This is a genomic window from Halomonas citrativorans (assembly GCF_900163645.1).
Classification (GTDB): domain Bacteria; phylum Pseudomonadota; class Gammaproteobacteria; order Pseudomonadales; family Halomonadaceae; genus Vreelandella; species Vreelandella citrativorans.
The window spans coordinates 68526-90512 of the sequence record NZ_FUKM01000061.1; the positions used below are offsets into that span (position 1 = coordinate 68526).

Below are 21987 nucleotides of genomic sequence, written 5' to 3' on the forward strand. Positions count from 1 at the left end.
TGACGCTGAGGATTTTCGTCGCATGCTATAAGCCCGGCAGCTATTCAGTGAAAATGCCTTTTCAGCCATTACTTTTAAAGGTGCCCCATGGCGTTAACCCCCCATCCCTGGGTAGAAGAACTACCGCTACTGCATGACCACCTTTGGGCGCGCCTGGCCCAAGGTGTCAGTGATCGCCACGCACCGGCGCGTTATCTCACCCTGGCCACCGTTAGCGAAAGCGGCATGCCGCAAGCCCGCACGGTAGTACTCCGCAGCGCCGATAAGCAGGCGGCAACGCTTGCCATCTACACTGATATTCACTCAGAAAAGATAAGCGCTCTTCGCGCTAACCCTATGGCCGCGCTGCACGTATGGGATGCTGCTGAGCAGCTCCAAATACGTATAGAAGCCAGCGTCAGCATTCTGACCGGCGAAGCCGTAAGCGAGCAGTGGCAAAGCCTGCCGGAACATGCCCGCAGCGCCTATAGCAGCGGTCCCGCGCCGGGGGAACCGATTGTTGCTTCACTGGATTACACCAAAACGCCGGATGAAAGCGCTTTCGCAGTGTTGTGGATGGACGTTCAAGCGATAGAAGCACTGCACTTGGGCCATCACCATCGCCGCGCCGTATTCTCGCGAGGTGACGGTTGGGCGGGGCAGTGGCTGGTGCCGTGATGGCCGCGCAGGCCAACACCAATGGCTGGCACATTTTGCAGGAGCGGGCTTCAGCCCGCGATGGCGTAGACTACTTATTCAAGCCAATGCTAATCGCCGTTCATATTGTAGGCACGGAAGGCAAAGAGGTTAATTAAACAGGGAAGCCATGATGGCTACCGTCCGGCAGCTCAATATCTACACGGACACGACCGCCCATCGCTTCAACGTAGCGTTTAAGTGAGCTAAGGCGCATATCCTGGCCCACCTTCTCCAGTCCCGCTACGGTCGGCTGCCTAACACCCATTGCATCTGCAATTTCAGTTTGCGTTTTCTCCGCCAGCAGGCGAATTTCGGCTAGCCTGATCTCAAACAGCATATCGCTTGCCTTCGCTTCTGCCGCCGCAACGATCTCTGGCTTTTCTTTTGCCAGTAAATCTTCAAGCTTGCGTGCCATTGTGACTACCTCACTTTAAGGTTTCCAGGTGAGCCGCATACTCTCTGTCGGCAACTGGAATCATTTCATCGTAAAAGCGTTTGTCGTTTCCGCCTTTTATGTTGTATCGCTCGGCAAAATAAATGATAAGCAGAAAGCCCCATGCTTCACTATTCCAGCAGGCGAGGTTATCGGCTGGTTGGATCGGACTGTGATTCGCGCAACGGATACCCCATGACGATGCGTTTCTGGAAAAACCTCGCCCTGACAGACAACCTGCAGGCAACCGAACCAGGATGGCATTTGGAGACTCAAGCCAGCTGAGCTTCTATCGCGGTCTTGTCGATCACCGACCAGACTTCCTGAATCTTATTATCACGGAAGAGGTAGAACGCGTTCTCGCAAAACGTCACTTTTTTGCCGTCCACCGCAAGGCCGAGGAAGCTGCCTTTCGGGGTTACATCGAATCGCAGCCTGCACGCAACATGGGGTGAATCAACGGCCAAAAGCTCAATATTGAAGTGAAGATCGGGTATCTGCTCATAATCGGCTTCCAGCATGGCGCTATAACCATCAAGCCCTAGGCGCCTGCCGTTGTGGTGGACATTGTCATGCACAAGCTGGTCAAGGCTCGTCCAATCCTGATGATTGAGGCAGGTGATGTAATCACGGTATGTCGCTTCCAGGTCACGTTTGTTCATCCTGGTTCTCCTTTCCTGGGCAGGCGTGAAGGTATTCGCCAAGGGTACACAGGCTCAGTATCATAAGCAGCCTAAACCAAGCCACAAAAGTCATCATTCATGTCGTGCCCACCTTGCCCCCATTGCCAATCTGAATTCGTCTATCAGGATCAAAGCCTGTTCATCTGCCCCGAGTGCGCCCACGAATGGAGCCCTTCTGAGACTGAGGCAGAAGGCACCGTGGCGGTAAAAGATGCCCACGGCACACTGTTAGCGGAAGGCGACAAGGTAACGATGATCAAAGACCTCAAGGTCAAGGGTAGCTCACTGGTACTCAAGGTAGGCACCAAAGCCGTTATCAAGCGGCTCGTGGATAGCAAGGATCACCAACTGGACTGCAAGGTCGATGGCGCAGGCGACATGATGGTAACCGCTCATTTTGTGAAAAAGGCCTGAATAAGAGCCGGAATTCCTCTATCCACATCACGACGCAGTGAGCTGAGGTTCATCCACCACCACCGCGTCACACAACATATCAGCAAAGCTTGCCAAGGCGGGTGTCCATGTTTCCGGTTCTGGGGCGACAAAATAGGTATCGATGTGGGCAATAGAAGCGGGCAGCGCCAGTGTGTGAATCCCGAACCGGTGCTGGTGAGCGTCAACCGTGCCACGCGGTAGCACCGTGTAGCCCATCCCGGCAGCGACGCAGCCCAGCATCGCATCCAGCGAGCCAAACTCGAATATCCGACCCGCATTGACGCCATAGGAAGCCAGCAATAGCTCGATACGCTGGCGATAGCTACACCCTTGGCGAAACGCCATGAAGGCAGACGCCAGCAGCTCTTGTGAAGAGGGCATCGTCGTCATCGGCATTGAGCCCACTAAGACAAGCTCCTCGCTGAACGCTTTAAGCACGTGGTAGCGGCTATGCTCAAGCCGCCCAGCCACGAAGGCACAGTCCACCTGCCCATTTAGCAACAACTCGACCAGCTCAGCCGTTGGCCCGGTCTTGAGCTGGATATCAACATCAGGCTGCGCTGCGTGATACGCCGCTAGTATCGGAGGAAGGCGCAATGCCGTCGTGGTTTCCATGGCGCCTATCCGTAGCCGCCCACATGCCTTCTCCTGGCCCTTGAACAGCGATACCGCTTCATCATGGGCCGTCAACATGCGCTCAGCGTACTCCACCAGCGCCAAACCCGCGCTTGTAGGACGAACACGGCCCGCACGATGAAACAGCTGTACGCCTAACTCCTCCTCAAGTTTCTTAATGTGAGTCGTCACGTTAGATTGCACCGTATGCAAGCGTTTTGCCGCTGCCACGAAGCTGCCTGTCTCGGCCACCGCCATAAATAGTCGCAGAGATTTAAGTTGCATACTCACCTTTCTGCCAAACCAGCGTTATCTCAAAAGAAGATAGTAGCTATCAAAACAAATCGTTTCTAGAAATAATTCCTCGCGCGTAGTCTGGCTGTGTACTACCGCGCTGCCCGCCTTGCCCGAAAGGCGGCACAAAAAGGACACAACCTGATGAATCGGACATTTACTTCCCACGATTTACCCGCCCTGATGACAGGAATAATGGCGACCCTGGCGGGGATTGGCATTGCTCGCTTTGCCTACACGCCGCTATTACCGGCGATTATTCAGGAAGATTGGTTTACCGCAAGCCAGGGCGCCTACCTGGGGGCCGCCAACCTGCTGGGCTACTTTATCGGCGCGCTTGTCGCCCACTCCCTGAGTGAGCGCTTTTCTACGCGCCACGTAATGGCGGCAAGCTTTGCAGGTATCGCTTTAAGCTTTGTGCTTTGCGCTGGGGAGGGCGGTTTCACCTGGTTCTTCTTCTGGCGCCTGGTGTCGGGCATTGCGGGGGCCATCTTAATGGTGGTTGGCCCTTCGCTGGCGTTGGCGGCCACGCCCACAGAAAGGCGAACCCGTGTCGGTGCCATGGTGTTTACGGGGATTGGCCTGGGCGCTCTGCTTTCAGCCTTCATCGTGCCGTTGCTGCTTGAATTAAGTCTCGCGTTGACGTGGGGCGCGTTGGGGCTGCTCTGCATTATGGCGGGGCTTTTATGCGATCACGGCATCACTCGGCTGGCGTTACCTGCCACGGCCAGCCCAACGGCCAATAAATCCAGGGAGTATTCGGGGGTAAAGGTCATCGTGTGGCTGGTCATTAGTGCGTATGCCCTGGATGCGGTTGGGTTTGTGCCCCATACCGTGTTCTGGGTGGATTATCTCGCCAGGGAAAACGCACTAGGTAATCAGGCCGCTTCATTTCAGTGGGGGATCTTCGGCTTAGGTGCCGTGTGCGGGCCGCTAATGGTCGGCGCCCTGGCGCAGCGAGCAGGTTGGCATTATGGTTTGGCGATTGCTTTTTTAGCGAAGGCTGCCGCTGTCCTGTTGCCGGTGTTCTCGCTAGCACTGATCAGCCAATCGGTTTCCTCTTTTATGGTAGGGGCGATGATCCCCGGCATTGTCGCACTCACCTCGGGTCGTCTTGCTGAGCTGGTAGGGCCAATCGCGCACAAGAAAATCTGGGGGCAAGCCACCGCCGCTTTTGCTGCTGCCCAGGCAGTGGCTGGCTATGCCATGTCGGCACTCTATGGCGTTTGGGGTACTTACTCGCCGCTGTTCGCCATCAGCGGTCTCATGCTCGTCGCCGGCTTTTTGCTGGTACTGCTTAGCCGCGGTTGGCAGCAGCGCAACGCGGCGCTTACTGCTCAAAACAGGAGGTAATAATGGAACTCTACCTAAACGCTACATCGCCCTACGCGCGCCTGGTACGCATCGTGCTGCTGGAAAAAGGTCTGAGTGACGCCGTTACGTTGAAATGGTGTGACCCCTGGGCAGACGACCCCGCACTATTAAAGGCCAACCCTGCCGGGCGTATTCCTGCGCTAGTCACCGAGGAAGGCACCACGCTCAGCGAATCAATGCTGATTGCTGTTTACTTGGATAACGCTTATCCGGAGAAACCCGTGTTGCCCGCCGATCACTTGGGCGAAGTGCTGCACTTGGCGGGGTTGGGACAAAACCTCATGGAGGCAGCTTTTACGACGGTGATTGCCAGAAAGCACAATGGCAATGAGGTCGACAACAGCGTGCTGGGCCAACGGCGTTCGCGGGCCATTCAGCGATTACTGAACCAACTGGACAGAGAGCTTGGCGAAGCGCCAACGGCCTCGACTCTTAGCCTCGGTGATATTGCCGCTGCTGTCGCGTTGGATTACCTCGCTTTCAGATTACCGGAGGTAGCGTGGCAGGAAACCTATCGACTGCTTGCTTCGTGGCACCAGGGGGTGATCACACGTTCGAGCTTTCAGGCGACAGCGTTTACCACATCTTAACGATGATCCAGCGACGAGGAGAAAAGGCCACTGCAACGCCAACGCTACCGACTAAAAACTAACCCGCCGCGGTGGGATTAATCTAAGTTAACTGCTAGTCTCGGAATATTAGAGCGAAAAACGCCGCAGGGAACACACGATGCAGAATGCTCGCCAATGGTTAATCCTACCAAGCAGCTCATACAAGGGCAGGCCAACGGCATTCTACTGGCCGGCTCTACGGACGGTTGACCCCCGCGAACGCGGCTATCTGCCACGCCACTACTTTTCATGCAAAAACATGCCGGTAGACGGCTTATTCAGCGTTTCAGAAACCACGACTTGTCGCCCTTTTAAAGGGCATGCAGCATACTTTTCGCTGGGTAAGAGTAAAGGTGTTGCTTGGAGTTATGAGCAGTCAGCTGAGTCTATGGCGGGCGGGATAGGATCTTATGAGGCAATTAATAAATGACATCTTTCGGCCCAAAGCAGCCATTTTGAAAACACAGCTGAAGCGCGAATTTTGTATTTACAGCTTAAACCAAATTATTAATTATATCTGTCAGCGACTTAGAGCGGGTTTTGTAGGCTGCATTTGTCAGATGAGCATGCATGCACGTTCATCCAATCATAAAATGTGCAATTTAATACCTGTTATACGTACGATCACATATTGAGGTCACGATGAGTTGGAAAGACTTTCTTCTTGAGGCGTTTCGAATCTATCGCGGCAATTTTGTTTCAAAAGTTGTTTTGGCAATTATCGCGCTGGCCGCAACGCTTTTAGGAGTATCGCCATGGTGGAATTCAATTCTGACGCCAATTATCGAAAAGCACTTTGACGTCAAAATCGCGAACCCATCTACCCATATTGGGATCGTGCTTCTTGTGTTGGCGGTAGCTCTCACCTTGCTTGAGATGTTCCGGCTTTATCGCCTAGAAGCTTTGAAAGTTAAAGGAAACTCCATTTCAAAAGAGATGCAAGGAATTCAAAGTGACGACGCATTCTTTCGACTAAGGTCGGAGTCTGAAAAAAGTGGATTGAGCATTCTTCGCCGTCTAATCGACATGCATTTCAACATTCATGGATCAGACCCAGTTCTTGCTTCGGTTGGCAAGAAAGTCCGGTATGGAGATGAAGACGCTGTCTACAGTTACGTTGACGCCATTGTTGTTGGTCAAACATCGCAACAAGCCAAGAAGGACTTTTTTATGTTGCTTGGAGACGCAACAGGCCATCCTCTTGCTTATAAATTCATTCGTGTTTATGAAGGCCTGGTAAAAGAAGCAAAGTTAAAGTCAAAAGTGCATCTCGTGTATGGGACACCAATGTTTCAAGCCTTCTCAAATATTACCCATGCATCAATGCTACCAATTCGGAAACAAGCGTATTGGGAAGAGTACGTATAACAATTTGTTCCAGCGGATCACCTTCGGTGCCCGCTAAACTCAAACGTTACGTGAATGGTACTGTATAATCTTCATTTGTAAGATAATGGGGTTTGATAATGAGTTGGACTGAATTGGATATAAAGGTGCAAGCTGCACTTATTTCGGCAATTACATCTTTAGCTATTTTTGGTTTTGGCTGGCTGTTCAGAGTTATCAATGAAGCATACTCGTTAAATTACAAATTAAAAAAAGAGTATCTATTTGAACAAAAGAAGCTTATCAAGGTGGAGATGGCAAAAACAAAAGTACCGCTATTGAATTCCGCAGAAGAATTAAACTATAGAATGTGGAATTTTAATCAAAACATCAGTGAAGGATATCATCGTATTGATAGAGATAATTGGTTTCATACCAATCAATATTACCTAAATAGCTTTATTTATAGGTTTTTGGTGTTTATGAGCTATTGCATCAAAACTGAGGAAGGTATTCTTTCAATGGACTCAACAGTAGCAGATAAGGATGATATTGTTTTTTTGAAATACGTAAAGACATTTAAAAATTTGTTTTGCGAATTCAATCTTCTGACTGATTTAGGCTATAAACAAAATGATGATGCCAATCATTTCTTTCGTAACGAACTCAAGGGGTACTGCTCTTGGGTTGAAATGAATGGCAAGGTTGTGGATTTCGAGGATTTTAACTCTAAGCTAAGATACAGCTATGATGATTTAGAAAAAGTTATTGAATATTTTTCAAAAATTGAGAATAACGATTCTGACAAAACACTCAATATTTTACGATGCGCACACTTATTAGCTGTGAGTTTTTTGAATCGGTTTGGACATTCATATCAATATACTGAAAAAGACAAAATGAATACTTTGAATAATTATTATAAAGATCATTTAATGATTAAATCAGGATTCAAAGAGTTCATTACGGCTAGCAAGCTGGATAAAGAATTTAAGTCTGATTTTAAGGCGGTTTTGTAAAAATAATACACATAACAAGTGAAGTAAATAGGCGCAAAATACGTGGTTTGTTTAGGCGTTAGGCATTAAAGGAAAGTGTAGATGAACATTGTGTTCTGCAACATCGGCTGGATGAAAAACTATGATGGAATTCAGGGAGATGCTATTCAGCGCGGGGGTTCATATAACAAAGACTCGGTGGGTCATGAAGTCTGTAATTTCACACACTGCAGAGGAAAGTTTTACGGATATGTACAACCGACAGGTCGTATTTCGGTAGAACGATTAGGTGCGCCAAAAGGTGCCGAGCAGGCAGATGGCGTAACGGTTGTTTGGACTGCAGGCCCGGATACTGGTGGCACGGCAATTGTGGGCTGGTATACCAACGCACAAGTATTTCGTGATTTACAAGACATTCCTAGCCCTTGTAAGAAGCATCGAGACAACAATATTTCAGAGTATCGAATTGTCGCATCGGCAGATAATGCACACCTAATCCCTGCTGAAGAAAGGGACTTTCTTATTCCACGACGGGTAAAAGGTGGTATCGGGCAGAGTAACGTCTGGTATGCAGATAAGCCGGAAAGTGCTGCTTTAGTTACTGATGTAATTAAATATATACAATCCGGTGCGCGAGCGAGCAGATTACCTGATGTAGACACAGAAACTACAGCTAGTGAGGGAAACCCTCGGCTTGTGGCACATCTACGACGAGAGCGCAGCCCTTCGTTAGTGGAGAAGAAAAAGAAATCTGTTCTTGCCGCTAAGGGAAAGCTCTGTTGTGAAGCTTGTGAGTTTGATTTTGAAGCCACGTATGGTAAAAGCGGTTACGGCTTTTGTGAGGTTCATCACTTGAAGCCAATCAGTCAAATGGATAAAGGTGAGGTGACATCATTAGCTGACCTAGCCGTGGTTTGCTCAAATTGCCACCGGATTATTCATCGGATTGATCCGATGCCGAGCATTGAGCAATTCAGGGAAATTATTGCGTCGGAAAGCTGATGTCTAACAAGTTGCTGCACACGGAAAGTTACTCGCTGCGATCGCAATTTTCCGGTGAGCAATGCGCTATATCAATGTGGCCTAAAAGACTGCTCTTGACCGATAACTGACAATGCTAGAACCAGTAATATAAATTTTAATTAGTCACTATCCCACTAACCCGCATAACCTCCCTCACCACCGCATCATTCAAAATCCCCCGTTTGGCTTCCACCAAGGTAAGCCATTCGCGGGCGCGGGTGATGCCGGTGTAGACCAGCTCCCGTGTCAGAATCGGGTTTGGCGTTTGGGGCAGCAGCAGCGCCGTGTGCAAGAACTCCGAGCCTTGGGATTTGTGTACCGTCATCGCGAATACGGTTTCTACCGCGTGAAGGCGGGAGGGCAGTACCCAGCGGATGGGATTTTTCGTATCGCTGGTCGGAAAGGCGACTCTATGTAAGGTTCTTCCTTCTCCGCGTGGGTCGGGCACTACTAGCGTAATGCCAATATCGCCGTTCATTAGCCCCAGGCTGTAGTCGTTTTGTGTGACCAGCACCGGGCGGCCTTCATACCAGCCTTTCTCTAGTTCGATATCGCTTGCGCTTAATAGCGTGTGGCTGCGCAGCACCTTAGCGATGCGCAGGTTCAAACCTTCCACGCCCCACGGCCCTTTGCGCAGCGCGCAGAGCAGTTGGAAGTGGCCGTAGGCGTTTAGTACGTCGCTGGCCCACGTGTCGTAGGCCTTTTTGTTTTCCTCAAATGCTAGCGTTATCTCGGGGCGCTGTTGGTCCAAAACCATGAGGTAGTGCCGGTAGCCCGTGGGTGGCGCTATTTCCTCATTGGTTTTCTTATCAAGGCGGCCTTTACCGGCATTAGGGAAGCGCTCCGGGGAGCCGGTCACCACCAAGCGCTCCAGGGCGCTGTCATTTTCCCCGCCCAGCACCAAATGATGCAGGTCGGCGTAGCCGTGGCCCAGGGCGTTGTGTACGGCGTTCTGTTTATTGCGCTCGTTAAGCGTGCTGCTTAACGGCTGGTTAATCGCCTCGGCCAACTGGCCAATGCCGCTGGCGGCGTCAAAGCGGTGGCTTACCCGCAGCATGGTAATCGCTTGGTCGAGGGGCTGGCCGTTGGGGCTGGCTAGCGCTTTGGGCAGCGGGTGGCCGGTGAGATTGGCAAGCCACTGGGCGGTTTCCGGCGTGTAGTGGGCGGCCTCGGCGCGGCGGCATAAATCCCCCAGTACGGCACCGGCTTCCACAGAAGCCAACTGGTCTTTATCGCCCAGCAGCACCAGCTTGGCGTGGGCGGGCAGGGCGCTTAACACGGCGGTCATCATTTCGATATCGACCATGGAAGCTTCATCGATCACCAGTACGTCCAACGCCAACGGGTTGTTGGGGTTATGGCGGAAGTGGCGGGTATCGGGCCTGGCGCCTAGCAGCCTGTGCAGGGTGGTGACTTCTGTGGGGATGGAGATTCGTAGATGCTCTGTGCCTGAATCATCGCCGAATGAATTCGGCTCCCACAATTCACTCTGCTCCCATAGCGCCGCAAGGTCTTCGATAGGCAGCTGGCTTACCTGCCCGGCGATGGATTCATTGAGGCGGGCGGCGGCTTTGCCGGTGGGGGCGGCTAGACGAATGCGTAGCGCTTGCGTTGGCGAATGGGCCAGTTGCAGGGTTTGCAGCAGGGCGAGCAGGCGGACGACGGTGGTGGTTTTTCCGGTGCCGGGGCCGCCGGTAATAATCGCAAAGTGGCTGCGGGCCGCCAGCGCACAGGCGACCTTTTGCCAATCCAGTGTGCCGTTGTCGGGGAACAGGGTGTTCAGGGCTTGTTGGAGCAGGCCTGAATCAAGCACATCACTGCCCATCACCGAAAGCGGCTCATGCCCAATTGCCGTGTTAGCGCCTTCTTCAAGCGCCAAGCGAGCGGCGATTTCCTGGTGCAGGGTTTGTTCGTACTGCCAGTAGCGGCGCAGGTAAAGCCGGGTGGTATGCGGGGCGTCAGCGCGCACCAGCGGTGTATTGCCGTGGCCGTTGCTGATCAGCGTGGGGTGATCAAGCGCGGCTTGCCACTCGGCAAGCGTTAGCGTGGCTAATACCTCGCTGGGTAGCGGCGGCGGGTCGCTTAGGTCATCGCCTTCTGGCGGTAACGAAAGGGCGAAATCCGGTGCGTTCAGCGTGGCGTTTAAGTCCAGGCACACATGGCCCCGACCCAACTGGTGGCTGGCAAGCGCCGTGGCCAGCAGAAGCAGCGGCGGCACCTGGCCTCCCTCGCGGGCGAAGAAGCTGACCAGCGCGCGGTCCAGGTCGCGCAGCCAGCCTCTGGCGACCCAGCGCTCGCAAAGCGCCATTAAAGTGCCCGTATCGTTCAGCGCCGGGTGCCGTTGGTGGCCAGGTGTTACTGTGCTGTTACGCGGCGTGGCAGGCGCAGGCTCGTTTTCGCCGAACAGGTCCAGGGTTTGTGAGTCTTTCATGCCGTTTCCTTAAGGCCAGCGCCGTTGGCCGTGCCTGCAAATAACGCATCCAACGCTTCAATCAGCGCCACCGGGGCGGGTTCGGGGTGTACGCCGCGTGCAGGCGTGCGGCTGCCACGCAAAAATACGGTCAATGAGCCGCCCAAATGGACGTGCGGGTCGTAGTTGGGCAGGCGGGCTTTTAATAGCCGGTGCAGCGCCAGCAGGTACAGCGCGGCTTGTAGGTCGTAGCGTTTTTCCAGCAGCGCGGCACTCAAGGCCTCAACGGTGTAGGCGCTGTCGTCTGCGCCCAGGTAGTTGGATTTCCAGTCCAGCACGTAAAAGCGCCCATCAAACTCAAACGCCAAGTCGATAAAGCCTTTGAGCATACCGTTGAGCGTGTCGGCGTCCAGCGCGGGCCGGGCAAGGCCGGGAAGTAAGTGCTGGCTAACCAGTTCATCCAGCGCCTGCGTATCCACCAGATGGGCGGCAAACCAGAACTCTAGTTCTACCTGATAACCGCTTAGCTGTTGAAGCGCCACGGTACTTTGCTGGCCCGGAAGCGGCAGCTGAGTGCCGAGCAAATCCTCAAACCAGCCTGCCAGCGGTTCATACCACGCTTGCCAACCGCGCAGTTGCAGGCGTCGGCGCAGGGTGTCTTCACGGGCGGCGGCGTCTTCAAGCGCCTTGGCAAAGCCCAGCTGGCCTGCCCATTCCAACAAGCCGTGTAGAAAGGTGCCGGGGCCGGGGCCGCGAGGGAAACGGTGCAAGTGGCTTGCGCTTGCACTCGGCTGGTCGCTGTCAGCTGGCAAAGGGGAGTGAGTGGTTACACTCGCCATGGGCTGCCCGGTTAATGGAGAACCTTGCAGAAAATCTTGCGGTTCATCCAGCACTTCAAACGTGGTGGCTTCTTGGGGCGTGGTGGGTTCCGGCGTGGGGGCAGTGGTTGATAGCAGCCCTGAAATGCCGCCCGTGGTGCGCAGCGCCGAGTAGCTGGCGATCCACCACTGCTCCCGGGCGGGGCGTGTGGGCGTGCGGGCTTGCCCCAAGGCTTCTTGCTGCTGGGCGGGCGTAAAGCACAGCGCGGTAGGTGCTGGCGCAGGCTCCAAGGCTATGTCGCTTTTATGGACCAGCGTGCCAAGTGCTTCGCCGAACTCATTGGGCGCAATGTAGTTACCGCCATTAAGCAGGTAACCCAGAGCGCTGCCTTCTCCATCCTTTAACGGCGCAAGCCCTAGCCAAGTGGCATGGCGGGCACGGGTAAGTGCTACGTAAAGCTTGCGTAAGTCTTCGCCTAAACGTTCGCGGTCAGCGGTTGCTAGTGTTTCTGCATCGGCGCTTAGGCTTAGCTGTAAATTGCCTTCGCCATCGTGCCAGCGCAGCGGCACATCGCCTTTTTTAGTGGGGCGATGATTAGCAATAAACGGCAGAAATACCAGCGGGTACTCAAGCCCCTTGGATTTATGGATGGTCACGACCTTGACCAGGTCCGCATCGCTTTCCAGGCGCAGCTTGTGGCTGTCGCCGTGGCTTTCCGGGTCGGCAATCGCTTCAGCCAGAAAGCGTATCAGCGCGTGCTCGCCATCCAGTTCCTGGCTTGCCTGCTGAAGCAGTTCGCCCAGGTGAAGCAAGTCGGTTAACAAGCGCTCACCGTCGGTCAACGCAAGCAGCCGGGCAGGAATGTTGAAGTCCACCATCAGCTTGCGCACCAGCGGCAGCACGCCCTGGCGCTGCCACAGGCGGTGGTAACGGCTGAACTGCTCTACCCGGGCCTCCCAGGCAAGCTCGTTTTCGTTAAGGTGATCAAGCTCGCTAAGGCTCACGCCTAGCAGCGGCGTGGCAAGCGCTGCGCGCAGCTTGGCTTCCGCCTGGCGTGAGTTGGCCTGGGACTCCGCACAGGCGCGTAGGCAGGTTTCCACCTGCTGGGCGATAGATGAGCTAAATACCTTGTCGTGATCCGAAAGATAAACGCTTTTAACCCCACGGCTGGCAAGCGCCAAACGAATAGCGCGGGCTTCCTGCAGGCCGTTCACCAGCACCGCCATGTCGGAAGGTTTTAGTGGGGTGAGTTCGCCCTCGGTTTTAAAACCCGCTTGCCGTTTGCGGCCCGCTTCCAGCAGGGCAGTCATGTGGGAAGCGCAGCCTTCGGCCATCTCAAGCTGGTAGGCGGTTTTGGAAAGCGGCTCGTCAGCCGCCATTTGCCACAGCGTCATGGCGGGCAGCGGCGCGCCGTTCAACACCAATTGGTCGGCGCGGCCTTTGGCGTCGACCGGTAAAAACGGCAAGGGGTTCTCGCCGCCTTGTTCACGAAATAAAAACGCGCCCGCTTCGTGCTTGTCGGCGTAGTTAAAGCAGTGGTTAACCGCGTTGACCATCGCAGCACTTGAGCGAAAGTTAGTGCCCAGCGTAACGTGGCGGCCATCGGTGTCGTGGCGGGCTTTCAGGTAGGTGAAAATATCCGCGCCACGGAAGGCGTAAATGGCCTGCTTGGGGTCGCCAATCAGCATCACGGCGCTGTCGCGGCGAGGTGATGCGACGTTATATACCGCGTTAAAAATGCGGTACTGGATTGGGTCGGTGTCCTGAAATTCGTCAATCAGTGCGACCGGGAACTGGCGCTGGATTTGGGCGGCCAGCGCTTCTTTATTGGGGCCTTGCAGGGCGCGGTCGAGGTGCGTGAGCAGGTCGTTGGGGCCCATTTCAGCGCGGCGCTCCTGCTCGCGTTCCAGGCGCTTGCGGCACCACTGCACAGCGTGAATTAACAGGTCGTTGCGCGGCTCGGGCAGGGCATTAAGCTCGCCGGGCAGTTGGGCGAGCGCTTCCCACACCGCTGGGCAGGGCGGCGTGCCCACTTTCCAGATATCGGCCATGCCCTCAGGCGTCATGCGCCGCCAGGCGGCATCGGTAAGCTGGGGGCGGTCAGCATCGCTTGTGCACCAATCGCGCAGCGCGCCCAGCCAGTTGGCGCGGCTTTTGGCGTTGAAACTTTGGCCCTTAAAGGCTTTTTGCTGGGCGGCTTCTTCCAGCGCGGGCACCACATCGTGCAGCCATGCAGCCCAGGGGGCTTTTAACGTGCTGAGTTTGGCGGCCCGGGCGGCCTGGCAGTTCGTTAGCGTTTGCAGAGGTTCGGGGCGTTGTTCGCCCAGCGCGTCGCACTCGGGCAGTAGGCGTTGCAAGCTGGCGTGCAGGTCGTCGGGGGATTGCCAGTAGCTAACAATGCTTTCCAGCGCGTCGCTCTCAAGGGCGTAGTAAAAGCTGCGCCAGTAGTCGCGAACGACGTCCTGCTCTAGCTCGCGCTGGTCGTTCTCCAGGTTCAGCGAGAACAGGCTGCCGCTATCGAAAGCGTGTTCGCGCAGCATGCGGTAGCACCAGCTGTGAATAGTGGAAACGGCGGCTTCGTCCATCCACTCGGCGGCCAGTGCCAAGCGCCGTGCGCAGGCGGGCCAGGCTGAGGGTGGGTACTCACTGCGCAGCTCAAGCAGCAGTTTGTCGCCTGCGTTTTCATCACTGCGAAAAATCTCAGCGGCTTCCACCAGCCGGTTACGAATCCGCTCGCGTAGTTCCTGGGTCGCGGCGTTGGTAAACGTGACTACGAGAATTTCCGGCGGCGTGAGCGGGCGGATAAAGGCGTCGTCATCCTCTTTGCTGCGCCCGCCCAATACCAGGCGCACGTATAAAAGCGCGATGGTGAAGGTTTTGCCGGTACCGGCGCTGGCTTCGATCAGGCGGCTGCCGTGCAAGGGCAAGCTCAAGGGGTTGAGTGGGGCGGGATGGCTCATCACTGGTCTCCAGGAGCAGGCGCTAGCAGGCACAAAAACAACACGCCCCGAATGGGGCAAATAGAGGCGGCTGGAGAACTATATCGCGATGACCCTTAGGGAGCAAAAAGCAGCGAGCAAAAGGCACAAGCGAGCGGGTTGGACTGGGAGCCAGCGCCGTCACCTGCTAATCTTGTCGGCTAGCCACTTTGCGGGCAACCGGTTTACGCTACCGCGGCTTCTGTTCACGTTGATGATGAGACTTCATGCTGACCTCGCTTCTGGATAACGACTTTTACAAAATCACGATGCAGAATGCCGTGATTAAACGCTTCCCGTATGCCCATGCGCGCTACGCTTTTATTAACCGCGGCGCGCATGCCTTTCCAGAAGGTTTCGGTGCTGCATTACGCCATGAAGTCGATAATATGGCGGCGCTTCGCTTGAACGACGAAGAGAAGCGCTATCTCGAAACGACCTGCCCTTATTTGGACCCCACTTATCTCGATTTTCTGGCCGGGTTTCGTTATGACCCCAGTGAGGTCATTATTGAGCAGCAGGGGGCGGACCTTTCCGTGGTGATTGAAGGCCCGTGGTATCGCACCATCCTTTGGGAAGTGCCGTTGATGGCGCTGATTAGTGAGCTTTGGTATCGGTTGCGCGGAATTACGGTAACGCCTGAAGTCGATGCGATGATTGAGCAGGGCGCCCAGGAAAAGATCGAGCGTTACCACCGCATGGGACTCAAAATCGCTGAGTTTGGTACGCGTCGGCGTTTCTCTTTTAATGTTCACGACCGTGTGGTGGGCGCGCTTCGCCATCATGGCGGCGAGTCGTTTACCGGTACCAGTAATGTGCTGCTGGCGATGCGCCATGACGTGAAGCCGATTGGTACGCACGCCCACGAGTGGTTCATGTTCCACGGGGCCCGGTTTGGTTTCAAAATGGCCAACAGCCTGGCCCTTGAGCATTGGGTTGATGTGTACCGGGGCGACCTGGGCATTGCGTTAACCGATACGTTTACTTCCCAGGCCTTTTTCGACAGCTTCGATAAGAAGTTTGCCAAACTGTTTGATGGCGTGCGCCACGATAGCGGCGACCCTATCGACTTTGCCTCACAAACCATCGCGCACTATGAGCGCTTGGGCATTGACCCGCTGAGCAAGACGATTATCTTTTCCGATGCGCTCACGCCGGAAAAAATCGAGCGCATTCATGCGTTCTGCAAAGACCGTATCGGCATGGCGTTTGGTATTGGCACCAACTTCACCAACGATGTGGGCGAAGAGCCCATGAACATGGTGATCAAGATGGTCGAGGCGCGCCCTGAAGGCCAAGGCTGGCTACCGGTCATCAAGCTTTCCGATGTGGCCGAAAAGAACACCGGCGACCCCGAAATGATCTCGCTGGCCAATCGAATACTCCTGGTTAACCACCAGCATTAAGCGAAGCGCACCTCCTTTTACCGAGGCAGTGCTACTCTTTCACCGCACGGTAGAGCGGTAGATAAAGGGCGTCTGCCAGGGCGGCGAAGCGAAGGGCGGGGGTAGCCGCTTCCTGGTGACCCTCGTTAAACAGCGCTTCAAAGTTGGGCCATTGGCGGGCGAGGTAGACGCTTTGCGCGACTTCGCCGGTTTGAAAGCGCCCACCTTCATAGGTGCTTGCCGCTGCGCTAAAGGCGTCGCTATCGGCGGTGCTGTCCACCGTTCCCTCTTTACTCAGCCAGGCAAACGCTGCTTGCGGGGCAAGTGGCAGCGGCATGGTCATTCCCGCTTTCCAACACTGCATAATAGTTGCTAGATGGCCCTGGGCGGTATCCGCTGCTAGCGGTTCAAAGCGCGCATGGCCCGCCTTGGAAAGCAGCTGGGTGGTCATCGGTGAAACCGCATTGGCAGCCAGGTGGGCCACCCAAGGGCGCAGTAGATGCTGCCAACGGTACTGCCCACGGCCACGCGCATTACTAATCAAGCTGTTGCTCACCAGCAGCAGGCGGCAACGCTTGCCGCTCTCATCCGTGCGCAGTTCGTTAATCCAGTCGTTGACCGAAAGTTCGTGCGCGTTAAATGCGACCGCTTGAGGGGCTTCCACTGCAATGGGCCACTCTTCGAGCGCATCCCGGTAGGCATCAAACAGCGCTTGCATGGGCTCGGCTAGCGATTCGCTCATGCGCTCGCCAAAAGCGCCTACCGCTAGCACGCCCTGGCCCTTAATGCGCTCAAGCGCGGCAAACATGGCTTCTTCACGCGGCTCGCCGTTGTCTACCGCGTGGCGCTGGGCGGCAATCAGCTGGTCCTGCAACTGCCAGTGCTGCAGGCCGTTAAGCACAAACGGCTCGACGTCCAGCTGGGTCAGCACCTCCTGCTCAAAATACACGCCCAAGCGGGTGTTAAAGAACGCCTTGGCCGGTTCACGCAGGAAGCTGCCTAGCTGGGCAAGCGTCAGTGGAACGTCTTGGTTAAATTCGAGCAGGGCGCTTTGCTGTTTATTTGGGCTTTCCTGTGAGGCGAGCAGCGCGTGCTGTTCGTGGGCATCGCGCCATTCATGTACATAGGTAAATAGCCGGGCCTGGGAGGCTGAACTGCCGGGCTGGGCAAAATAGCGATGGCTAAATGGTTGTAGCGGGTGCTCGGTGGTCAGCGCCTCAATCAGTGGCTCGTCGTCCTGGCGTTGGCTTACCCAGCCTGCGGCCAAGTGGTCGCGCAGTTGGCCGACCAGCACGGAAGGCGGCATGGGGTTGTTGTCGATCTGGCTGCGGCCCACCCAACTGATATAGAGCTGCTGGCGCGCCGACAGCAGCGCCTCCAGAAACAGATAGCGGTCATCCTCCCGGCGGGAGCGGTCGCCGGGGCGGTAGTCGCTGCCCATCAGGTCAAAATCCAGCGGCGGCTGGGAGCGTGGGTATTCGCCGTCGTTCATGCCCAGCAGGCACACCCGCTTGAACGGAATGGCGCGCATCGGCATTAACGTGGCGAAGTTGACCGCCCCGGCCAAAAAGCGCTGAGAAAGGCTGTGCTCATCAATTTGCGAGAGCCAGTGTTCACGCACCATGGAAAGCGGCAAATCGTCATTCAATTTGGCCTCTTCGGTGCTGTCGAACAGTTGCTGAAGCGCGCCTTCCAGCTTGGTCAGCATCACGCTCTCTGCTGCGTCATCGGTAAGGAAGTAGGTTTCCAGCAGTTCACGCAACCGAATGACCCAGTTGGCGGCGGTGGTCGGCTGGCAAAAAGCCTCCCACGTGGTTTCCAGCTTCTCAAGCAGTGTTGCCAGCGGCCCGGCAAGCGAGGCTTCAAGCCCGCCGATGTCATCAAACGGCTCGATACCCTGCCACGCGTCTGCCACGCCCACGGTGTAGCCCAACAGCAAACGGCGCAGGCCAAACGCCCAGGTGTTCTGGCTTAAGCCCTGGGGCAAATCAAGCCGGGTGCGCTGCTGGGCGTTTAAGCCCCAGCGGATGCCCGCACCCTCAATCCAGCGGTTTAGTGTGGGCAAATCGCGCTCTTCAATGCCAAAGCGAGCGCGCAGGGCGGGCACGTCCAGCAGGTCGAGCAGGTCGCTCACCGAGAGGCGCAGCTCCGGCAGGCGTAAGAGCTTTTCCAGCGCAATCATCAGCGGCAGGCGGTGGCGGCTGGCCTGGTCTGAAAGGGTGTAGGGAATATAGCGTGGGTCGTCGCGGCCAAGCGTGCGGTAGCTTGAGCGGTACTGACCAAACACCGCTTCAATATGCGGCGCGTAGCGGTCAATGTCCGGCACCATAACGATGATATCTCGCGGGCGCAGCTCGGGGTCGGCGCTGAATGCGGCCAGCAGCTGGTCGTGAAGGATCTCTACTTCACGCTGGGGGCCGTGAGCGATATGAAACACAATGGAGTCGTCTTGGCTTACATCAATCGCAGGCCAGGTCGTTTGGGTTTCGGCCACCGGGCGCAGCTCGCGGATATCATCCTGTAGCTGGCTGAGCAGGCAGGAGTGCTCGGGCGTACTGAACGGCTCGAACATGTCGATACGCAGCGCCTGTTGCTCAAACAGGGTTTGGTAGTTGCCCGCTTCGTCATGCTCATCCAGCAGGCGCAGATAGTCGCGCCCCTGCTTGCCCCAGGCCGCCAACAGCGGTTGGGCATGCAGATGCAGCGCGCTATCTACATCTCCGTCGCCTAATACATCCAGCGCTTCGGGCATGCCCGTTTTACGCTGCTGGCGGTAGCGGTTGGCGCGCAACAGGTCTTTGTGTTCGATGATATCTGCCCAGTAAAACTGGCAGGGGTTATGCACGCACAGCACAATTTGGCAGCAGCGCGAAAGTGCCGCCAGGGCTTCCAGCGTTTGCTGAGGCAACGATGAAATCCCGAAAATAATCAGCCGACGCGGTAAGCCCGGCGGGCAAGCCTGGCCTTCCAGCTGTTCGGCGACCTCTAAAAAGCGACTATGCACTTGGGCGCGGCTGCTGTTAAGCCCGGCCTCGCCCTGGGAGGCGGCAACATCATCACGCAGGGCGCGCCATAGCTCGGGCTGCCAGCGCTGGTGTTCATCCAGCGGGCGCGCTTCGCCGCGTGCGGTAATGAGTACGTCCTCGCCCCGTGCCCAAGCATCTAGCCAGTCGGCGCGGTACACCTGGTATTGGTCGAACAAGTCAGCCAGACGCTCGGCCAACTGATAGTGCTTGCGCTGGTCGCGGTCAGTTTCCAAAAAGCGCGCCAATGGCGCAAACGCAGGCTGCTCAGCCAAGCTGGGCAGTAAACGCAGCAAGCGCCAAACCAGGCGCGATTTATCAAACGGTGAGGTTTCAGGCACCGCCTGGGCGTCGCCGGTGATATGCGTTAACACCGTGCGGTAGGCCTGCCATAAAAAGCGCGCAGGCAGGGTAACGTTCAGCGCCGCCGCAATACCCGCGCCGCCCTGTGCCGGGTCTTCCGCCAGTGCCAGCTTCAACCACTGCCCAATGCCGTTGCTCTGCACCAGAATCGTCTCGTTCTCAAGCGGCCCTAACGGATGAAGGCGCATCCACTCCACCGCTAGCCCGCGCAGGTCTTCCAGGCGGTTGGCATGCACCACCATAAAACCCGGCGTAAGAGACGATGTATTGGCAAGCAGCGAGGGTGACGACATGCGACGGTATTTCCTTCAAGGCAGTAGCGATAAGGCACAGTGCTTAAGACACAGTACTTAAGACAAGTACTATGGTGCCATAAGTTAAACGTATTGCGAGTTGCTGAATAACACCTCAAGCTGTGTTTCTTAAATCGTGAATAACGCAAGAGAGTCCCCAATGACCGATACACCAAACCATACTCGCCGCCATTCCGCCCCGGTGGTTGATGGCGTGGGTAAAGCCGCCAGCCGTGCCATGCTGCGCGCAGTAGGATTTAACGACGCTGATTTCCAAAAGCCCCAAGTGGGTGTGGCCTCTACCTGGAGCATGGTGACGCCGTGCAACAGCCATATCGGTGAGCTTGCCGAGCAGGCCCGCGAGGGTGCCGATGCCGCTGGCGGTAAAGGTGTGATCTTCAACACCATCACCATTTCCGACGGTATTGCCAACGGCACCGAGGGCATGAAGTACTCGATGGTCTCGCGGGAGGTGATCGCGGATTCCATTGAGACCGTCGCGGGCTGCGAAGGTTTTGATGGCCTGGTGGCAATTGGCGGCTGCGACAAAAACATGCCGGGCTGCGTAATGGGGCTGGCGCGCTTGAATCGTCCCAGCGTGTTTGTATACGGCGGCACCATCATGCCGGGCAAAGGGCACACCGATATCGTCTCTGTGTTCGAGGCCATGGGTGCTCACTCGCGGGGCGATATGGATTTGATTGAACTCAAGCAGATCGAGGAAACCGCGATTCCTGGTCCCGGTTCGTGTGGCGGTATGTACACTGCCAACACCATGGCATCGGCCATTGAAGCGCTGGGCATGAGCCTGCCGGGAAGCTCGGCACAAAACGCCATTTCCCAGGAAAAACGCGACGACTGTAAAGCGGCGGGCGAGGCGGTGCTTGAGCTGCTGGCGCGGGATATCAAACCTTCCGACATCATGACCCGTAAGGCATTTGAGAACGCGATTACCGTGGTGATCGCGTTAGGCGGCTCTACCAACGCGGTACTGCATCTTATCGGCATGGCGCGCACTATCGGTGTTGAGCTGACGCTTTCCGATTTTACCGAGATCGGTAAACGCGTGCCGGTAGTGGCGGATCTCCGCCCCAGTGGCCACTACATGATGAGCGAGCTTGTGGCGCTTGGCGGTATTCAGCCGCTGATGAAAAACCTGCTGGAAGCAGGCCTTCTGCACGGCGACTGCCTGACGGTAACCGGGCAAACACTGGCGGAAAACCTCGCAAACGTTGAGGCCTATCCGGATGACCAGAAAATTATCGCGCCGCTGGATAAACCGATTAAAACCGAAAGCCATCTGCGGATTCTTTACGGCAACCTGGCGCCAGAAGGTGCGGTCGCTAAAATTTCTGGCAAAGAAGGCACGCGATTCTCCGGCACGGCACGGGTGTTTGGTTCTGAAGAAGAAGCCCAGGCGCGCATCAATGACGGCACCGTGGTGGCAGGCGATGTCGTGGTTATTCGCTACGAAGGCCCCAAAGGCGGCCCCGGTATGCGCGAAATGCTAACCCCGACGTCGGCCATTATGGGTCGCGGCTTGGGCAACGACGTTGCGTTGATTACCGATGGCCGCTTTTCAGGCGGTAGCCACGGCTTTGTGGTCGGCCACGTATCACCGGAAGCCTTTGATGGCGGCCCGCTAGCGCTGGTGGAAAATGGTGATCTCATCACCATCGATGCCGAAGCAGATACTATCGAAGTGCAGCTAAGCGATGAGGAATTGGCAACCCGCCGTGCCGCGTGGCAACAGCCCGCACCGCGCTATACCCGCGGGGTGTTGGCCAAATATGCGCGGCTGGTAAGCTCCGCAAGCACCGGTGCCGTCACCGACCAAAGCGAGTAAGTGAAGCTGGCGGCCTGGCCATTCGCGCCGGGCCGCCGTTACGGAACACGCCTATATGCGGTTTGGTGGCGTGTGACGATACGTTTACCGAATTTTGTAGCGAGTGGTAAGCGCCAGCGCACCCACGGACACAGCGCGAAGCGGTGCCGGAGTTAGGTGACACGGCCCGGGCGGCTGGCGTCGCCTTCGCGGGTGCCTTATTTGCTCGTCCCTCGCAAAACGTTACGCCGCGCTACGAGATATGCAGGTATTCAATTTGTGGGCGTGTGATTATACGTTTACCGAATTAAGTAGCGCGTGGTAAGCGCCAGAGCACCCGCGGATGCAGCGCGAAGCGGTGCCGAAGTTAGGTGGCCCGGCCCGGGCGGCTGGCGCCGCCTTCGCGGGTGCCTTATTTGCT

Annotated in this window: 16 protein-coding genes; 10 read left to right on the forward strand and 6 right to left on the reverse strand. The window is 56.1% G+C overall.

The window, feature by feature from the left end:
* Positions 1–87: 87 nt before the first annotated feature.
* Positions 88–657 carry a pyridoxamine 5'-phosphate oxidase family protein gene (locus CZ787_RS17990; RefSeq protein WP_087111824.1) on the forward strand — a complete coding sequence of 190 codons (570 nt, stop codon included), beginning with the start codon at positions 88–90 and terminating at the stop codon, positions 655–657.
* A 133-nt stretch (positions 658–790) separates the two neighbouring features.
* Here CZ787_RS17990 and CZ787_RS17995 read toward each other — a convergent pair whose 3' ends face one another.
* Complete coding sequence (locus tag CZ787_RS17995; RefSeq protein WP_087111826.1) at positions 791–1093, reverse strand: XRE family transcriptional regulator; 303 nt, start codon at positions 1091–1093, stop codon at positions 791–793.
* 290 nt (positions 1094–1383) lie between these two features.
* Entirely contained in the window at positions 1384–1773 is a 390-nt protein-coding gene (locus CZ787_RS18005; protein WP_087111828.1) for an ester cyclase, read from the reverse strand.
* A 99-nt stretch (positions 1774–1872) separates the two neighbouring features.
* Between CZ787_RS18005 and CZ787_RS18010 the strand changes: the two genes are divergently transcribed.
* A complete protein-coding gene (locus tag CZ787_RS18010; RefSeq protein WP_087111830.1) occupies positions 1873–2208 on the forward strand; it encodes a zinc ribbon domain-containing protein YjdM in 336 nt (111 codons plus the stop codon).
* Positions 2209–2235: 27 nt separating this feature from the next.
* Here CZ787_RS18010 and CZ787_RS18015 read toward each other — a convergent pair whose 3' ends face one another.
* Positions 2236–3129, reverse strand: coding sequence for a LysR family transcriptional regulator (locus tag CZ787_RS18015; RefSeq protein WP_087111832.1), 894 nt, complete (start codon positions 3127–3129; stop codon positions 2236–2238).
* 153 nt (positions 3130–3282) lie between these two features.
* Here CZ787_RS18015 and CZ787_RS18020 point away from each other — a divergent pair, with 153 nt between their 5' ends.
* The 6 genes from CZ787_RS18020 (at position 3283) to CZ787_RS18045 (ending at position 8449) form a co-directional block, all read left to right on the forward strand.
* The gene (locus tag CZ787_RS18020; protein WP_087111833.1) at positions 3283–4491 is read left to right on the forward strand and encodes a YbfB/YjiJ family MFS transporter; all 1209 of its coding nucleotides are present in this window, start codon (positions 3283–3285) and stop codon (positions 4489–4491) included.
* A gap of 2 nt (positions 4492–4493) precedes the next feature.
* Positions 4494–5102, forward strand: coding sequence for a glutathione S-transferase family protein (locus CZ787_RS18025; protein WP_087111835.1), 609 nt, complete (start codon positions 4494–4496; stop codon positions 5100–5102).
* Positions 5103–5241: 139 nt separating this feature from the next.
* Positions 5242–5553: a DUF427 domain-containing protein gene (locus CZ787_RS19300; protein WP_087111837.1), complete on the forward strand. Its 312-nt coding sequence runs from the start codon at positions 5242–5244 to the stop codon at positions 5551–5553.
* A 212-nt stretch (positions 5554–5765) separates the two neighbouring features.
* The gene (locus tag CZ787_RS18035; RefSeq protein ID WP_087111839.1) at positions 5766–6491 is read left to right on the forward strand and encodes a hypothetical protein; all 726 of its coding nucleotides are present in this window, start codon (positions 5766–5768) and stop codon (positions 6489–6491) included.
* Between the two features lie 98 nt (positions 6492–6589).
* Positions 6590–7468, forward strand: a complete 879-nt coding sequence (locus CZ787_RS18040) for a hypothetical protein (protein ID WP_087111840.1) — start codon at positions 6590–6592, stop codon at positions 7466–7468.
* Positions 7469–7549: 81 nt separating this feature from the next.
* Positions 7550–8449 carry an HNH endonuclease gene (locus CZ787_RS18045; protein WP_087111841.1) on the forward strand — a complete coding sequence of 300 codons (900 nt, stop codon included), beginning with the start codon at positions 7550–7552 and terminating at the stop codon, positions 8447–8449.
* Between the two features lie 136 nt (positions 8450–8585).
* On the opposite strand, the gene recD is transcribed toward CZ787_RS18045, so the two are convergent.
* Both recD and recB read right to left on the reverse strand, forming a co-directional pair.
* A complete protein-coding gene (gene recD, locus CZ787_RS18050) occupies positions 8586–10901 on the reverse strand; it encodes an exodeoxyribonuclease V subunit alpha (RefSeq protein ID WP_087111843.1) in 2316 nt (771 codons plus the stop codon).
* Positions 10898–14659, reverse strand: a complete 3762-nt coding sequence (gene recB / locus CZ787_RS18055; protein WP_087111845.1) for an exodeoxyribonuclease V subunit beta — start codon at positions 14657–14659, stop codon at positions 10898–10900. Before recB ends, recD begins: the two co-directional genes overlap by 4 nt.
* Positions 14660–14904: 245 nt before the next feature.
* Between recB and pncB the strand changes: the two genes are divergently transcribed.
* Positions 14905–16083 (forward strand): nicotinate phosphoribosyltransferase, encoded by a 1179-nt coding sequence (pncB, locus tag CZ787_RS18060; protein ID WP_087111847.1) that lies wholly within the window; start codon positions 14905–14907, stop codon positions 16081–16083.
* Between the two features lie 31 nt (positions 16084–16114).
* Here pncB and recC read toward each other — a convergent pair whose 3' ends face one another.
* Positions 16115–19741 carry an exodeoxyribonuclease V subunit gamma gene (gene recC, locus CZ787_RS18065; protein WP_087111849.1) on the reverse strand — a complete coding sequence of 1209 codons (3627 nt, stop codon included), beginning with the start codon at positions 19739–19741 and terminating at the stop codon, positions 16115–16117.
* Positions 19742–19901: 160 nt separating this feature from the next.
* Between recC and ilvD the strand changes: the two genes are divergently transcribed.
* On the forward strand, positions 19902–21587 hold the full coding sequence (gene ilvD / locus CZ787_RS18070) for a dihydroxy-acid dehydratase (RefSeq protein ID WP_087111851.1): 1686 nt from the start codon (positions 19902–19904) through the stop codon (positions 21585–21587).
* Positions 21588–21987: the final 400 nt, after the last annotated feature.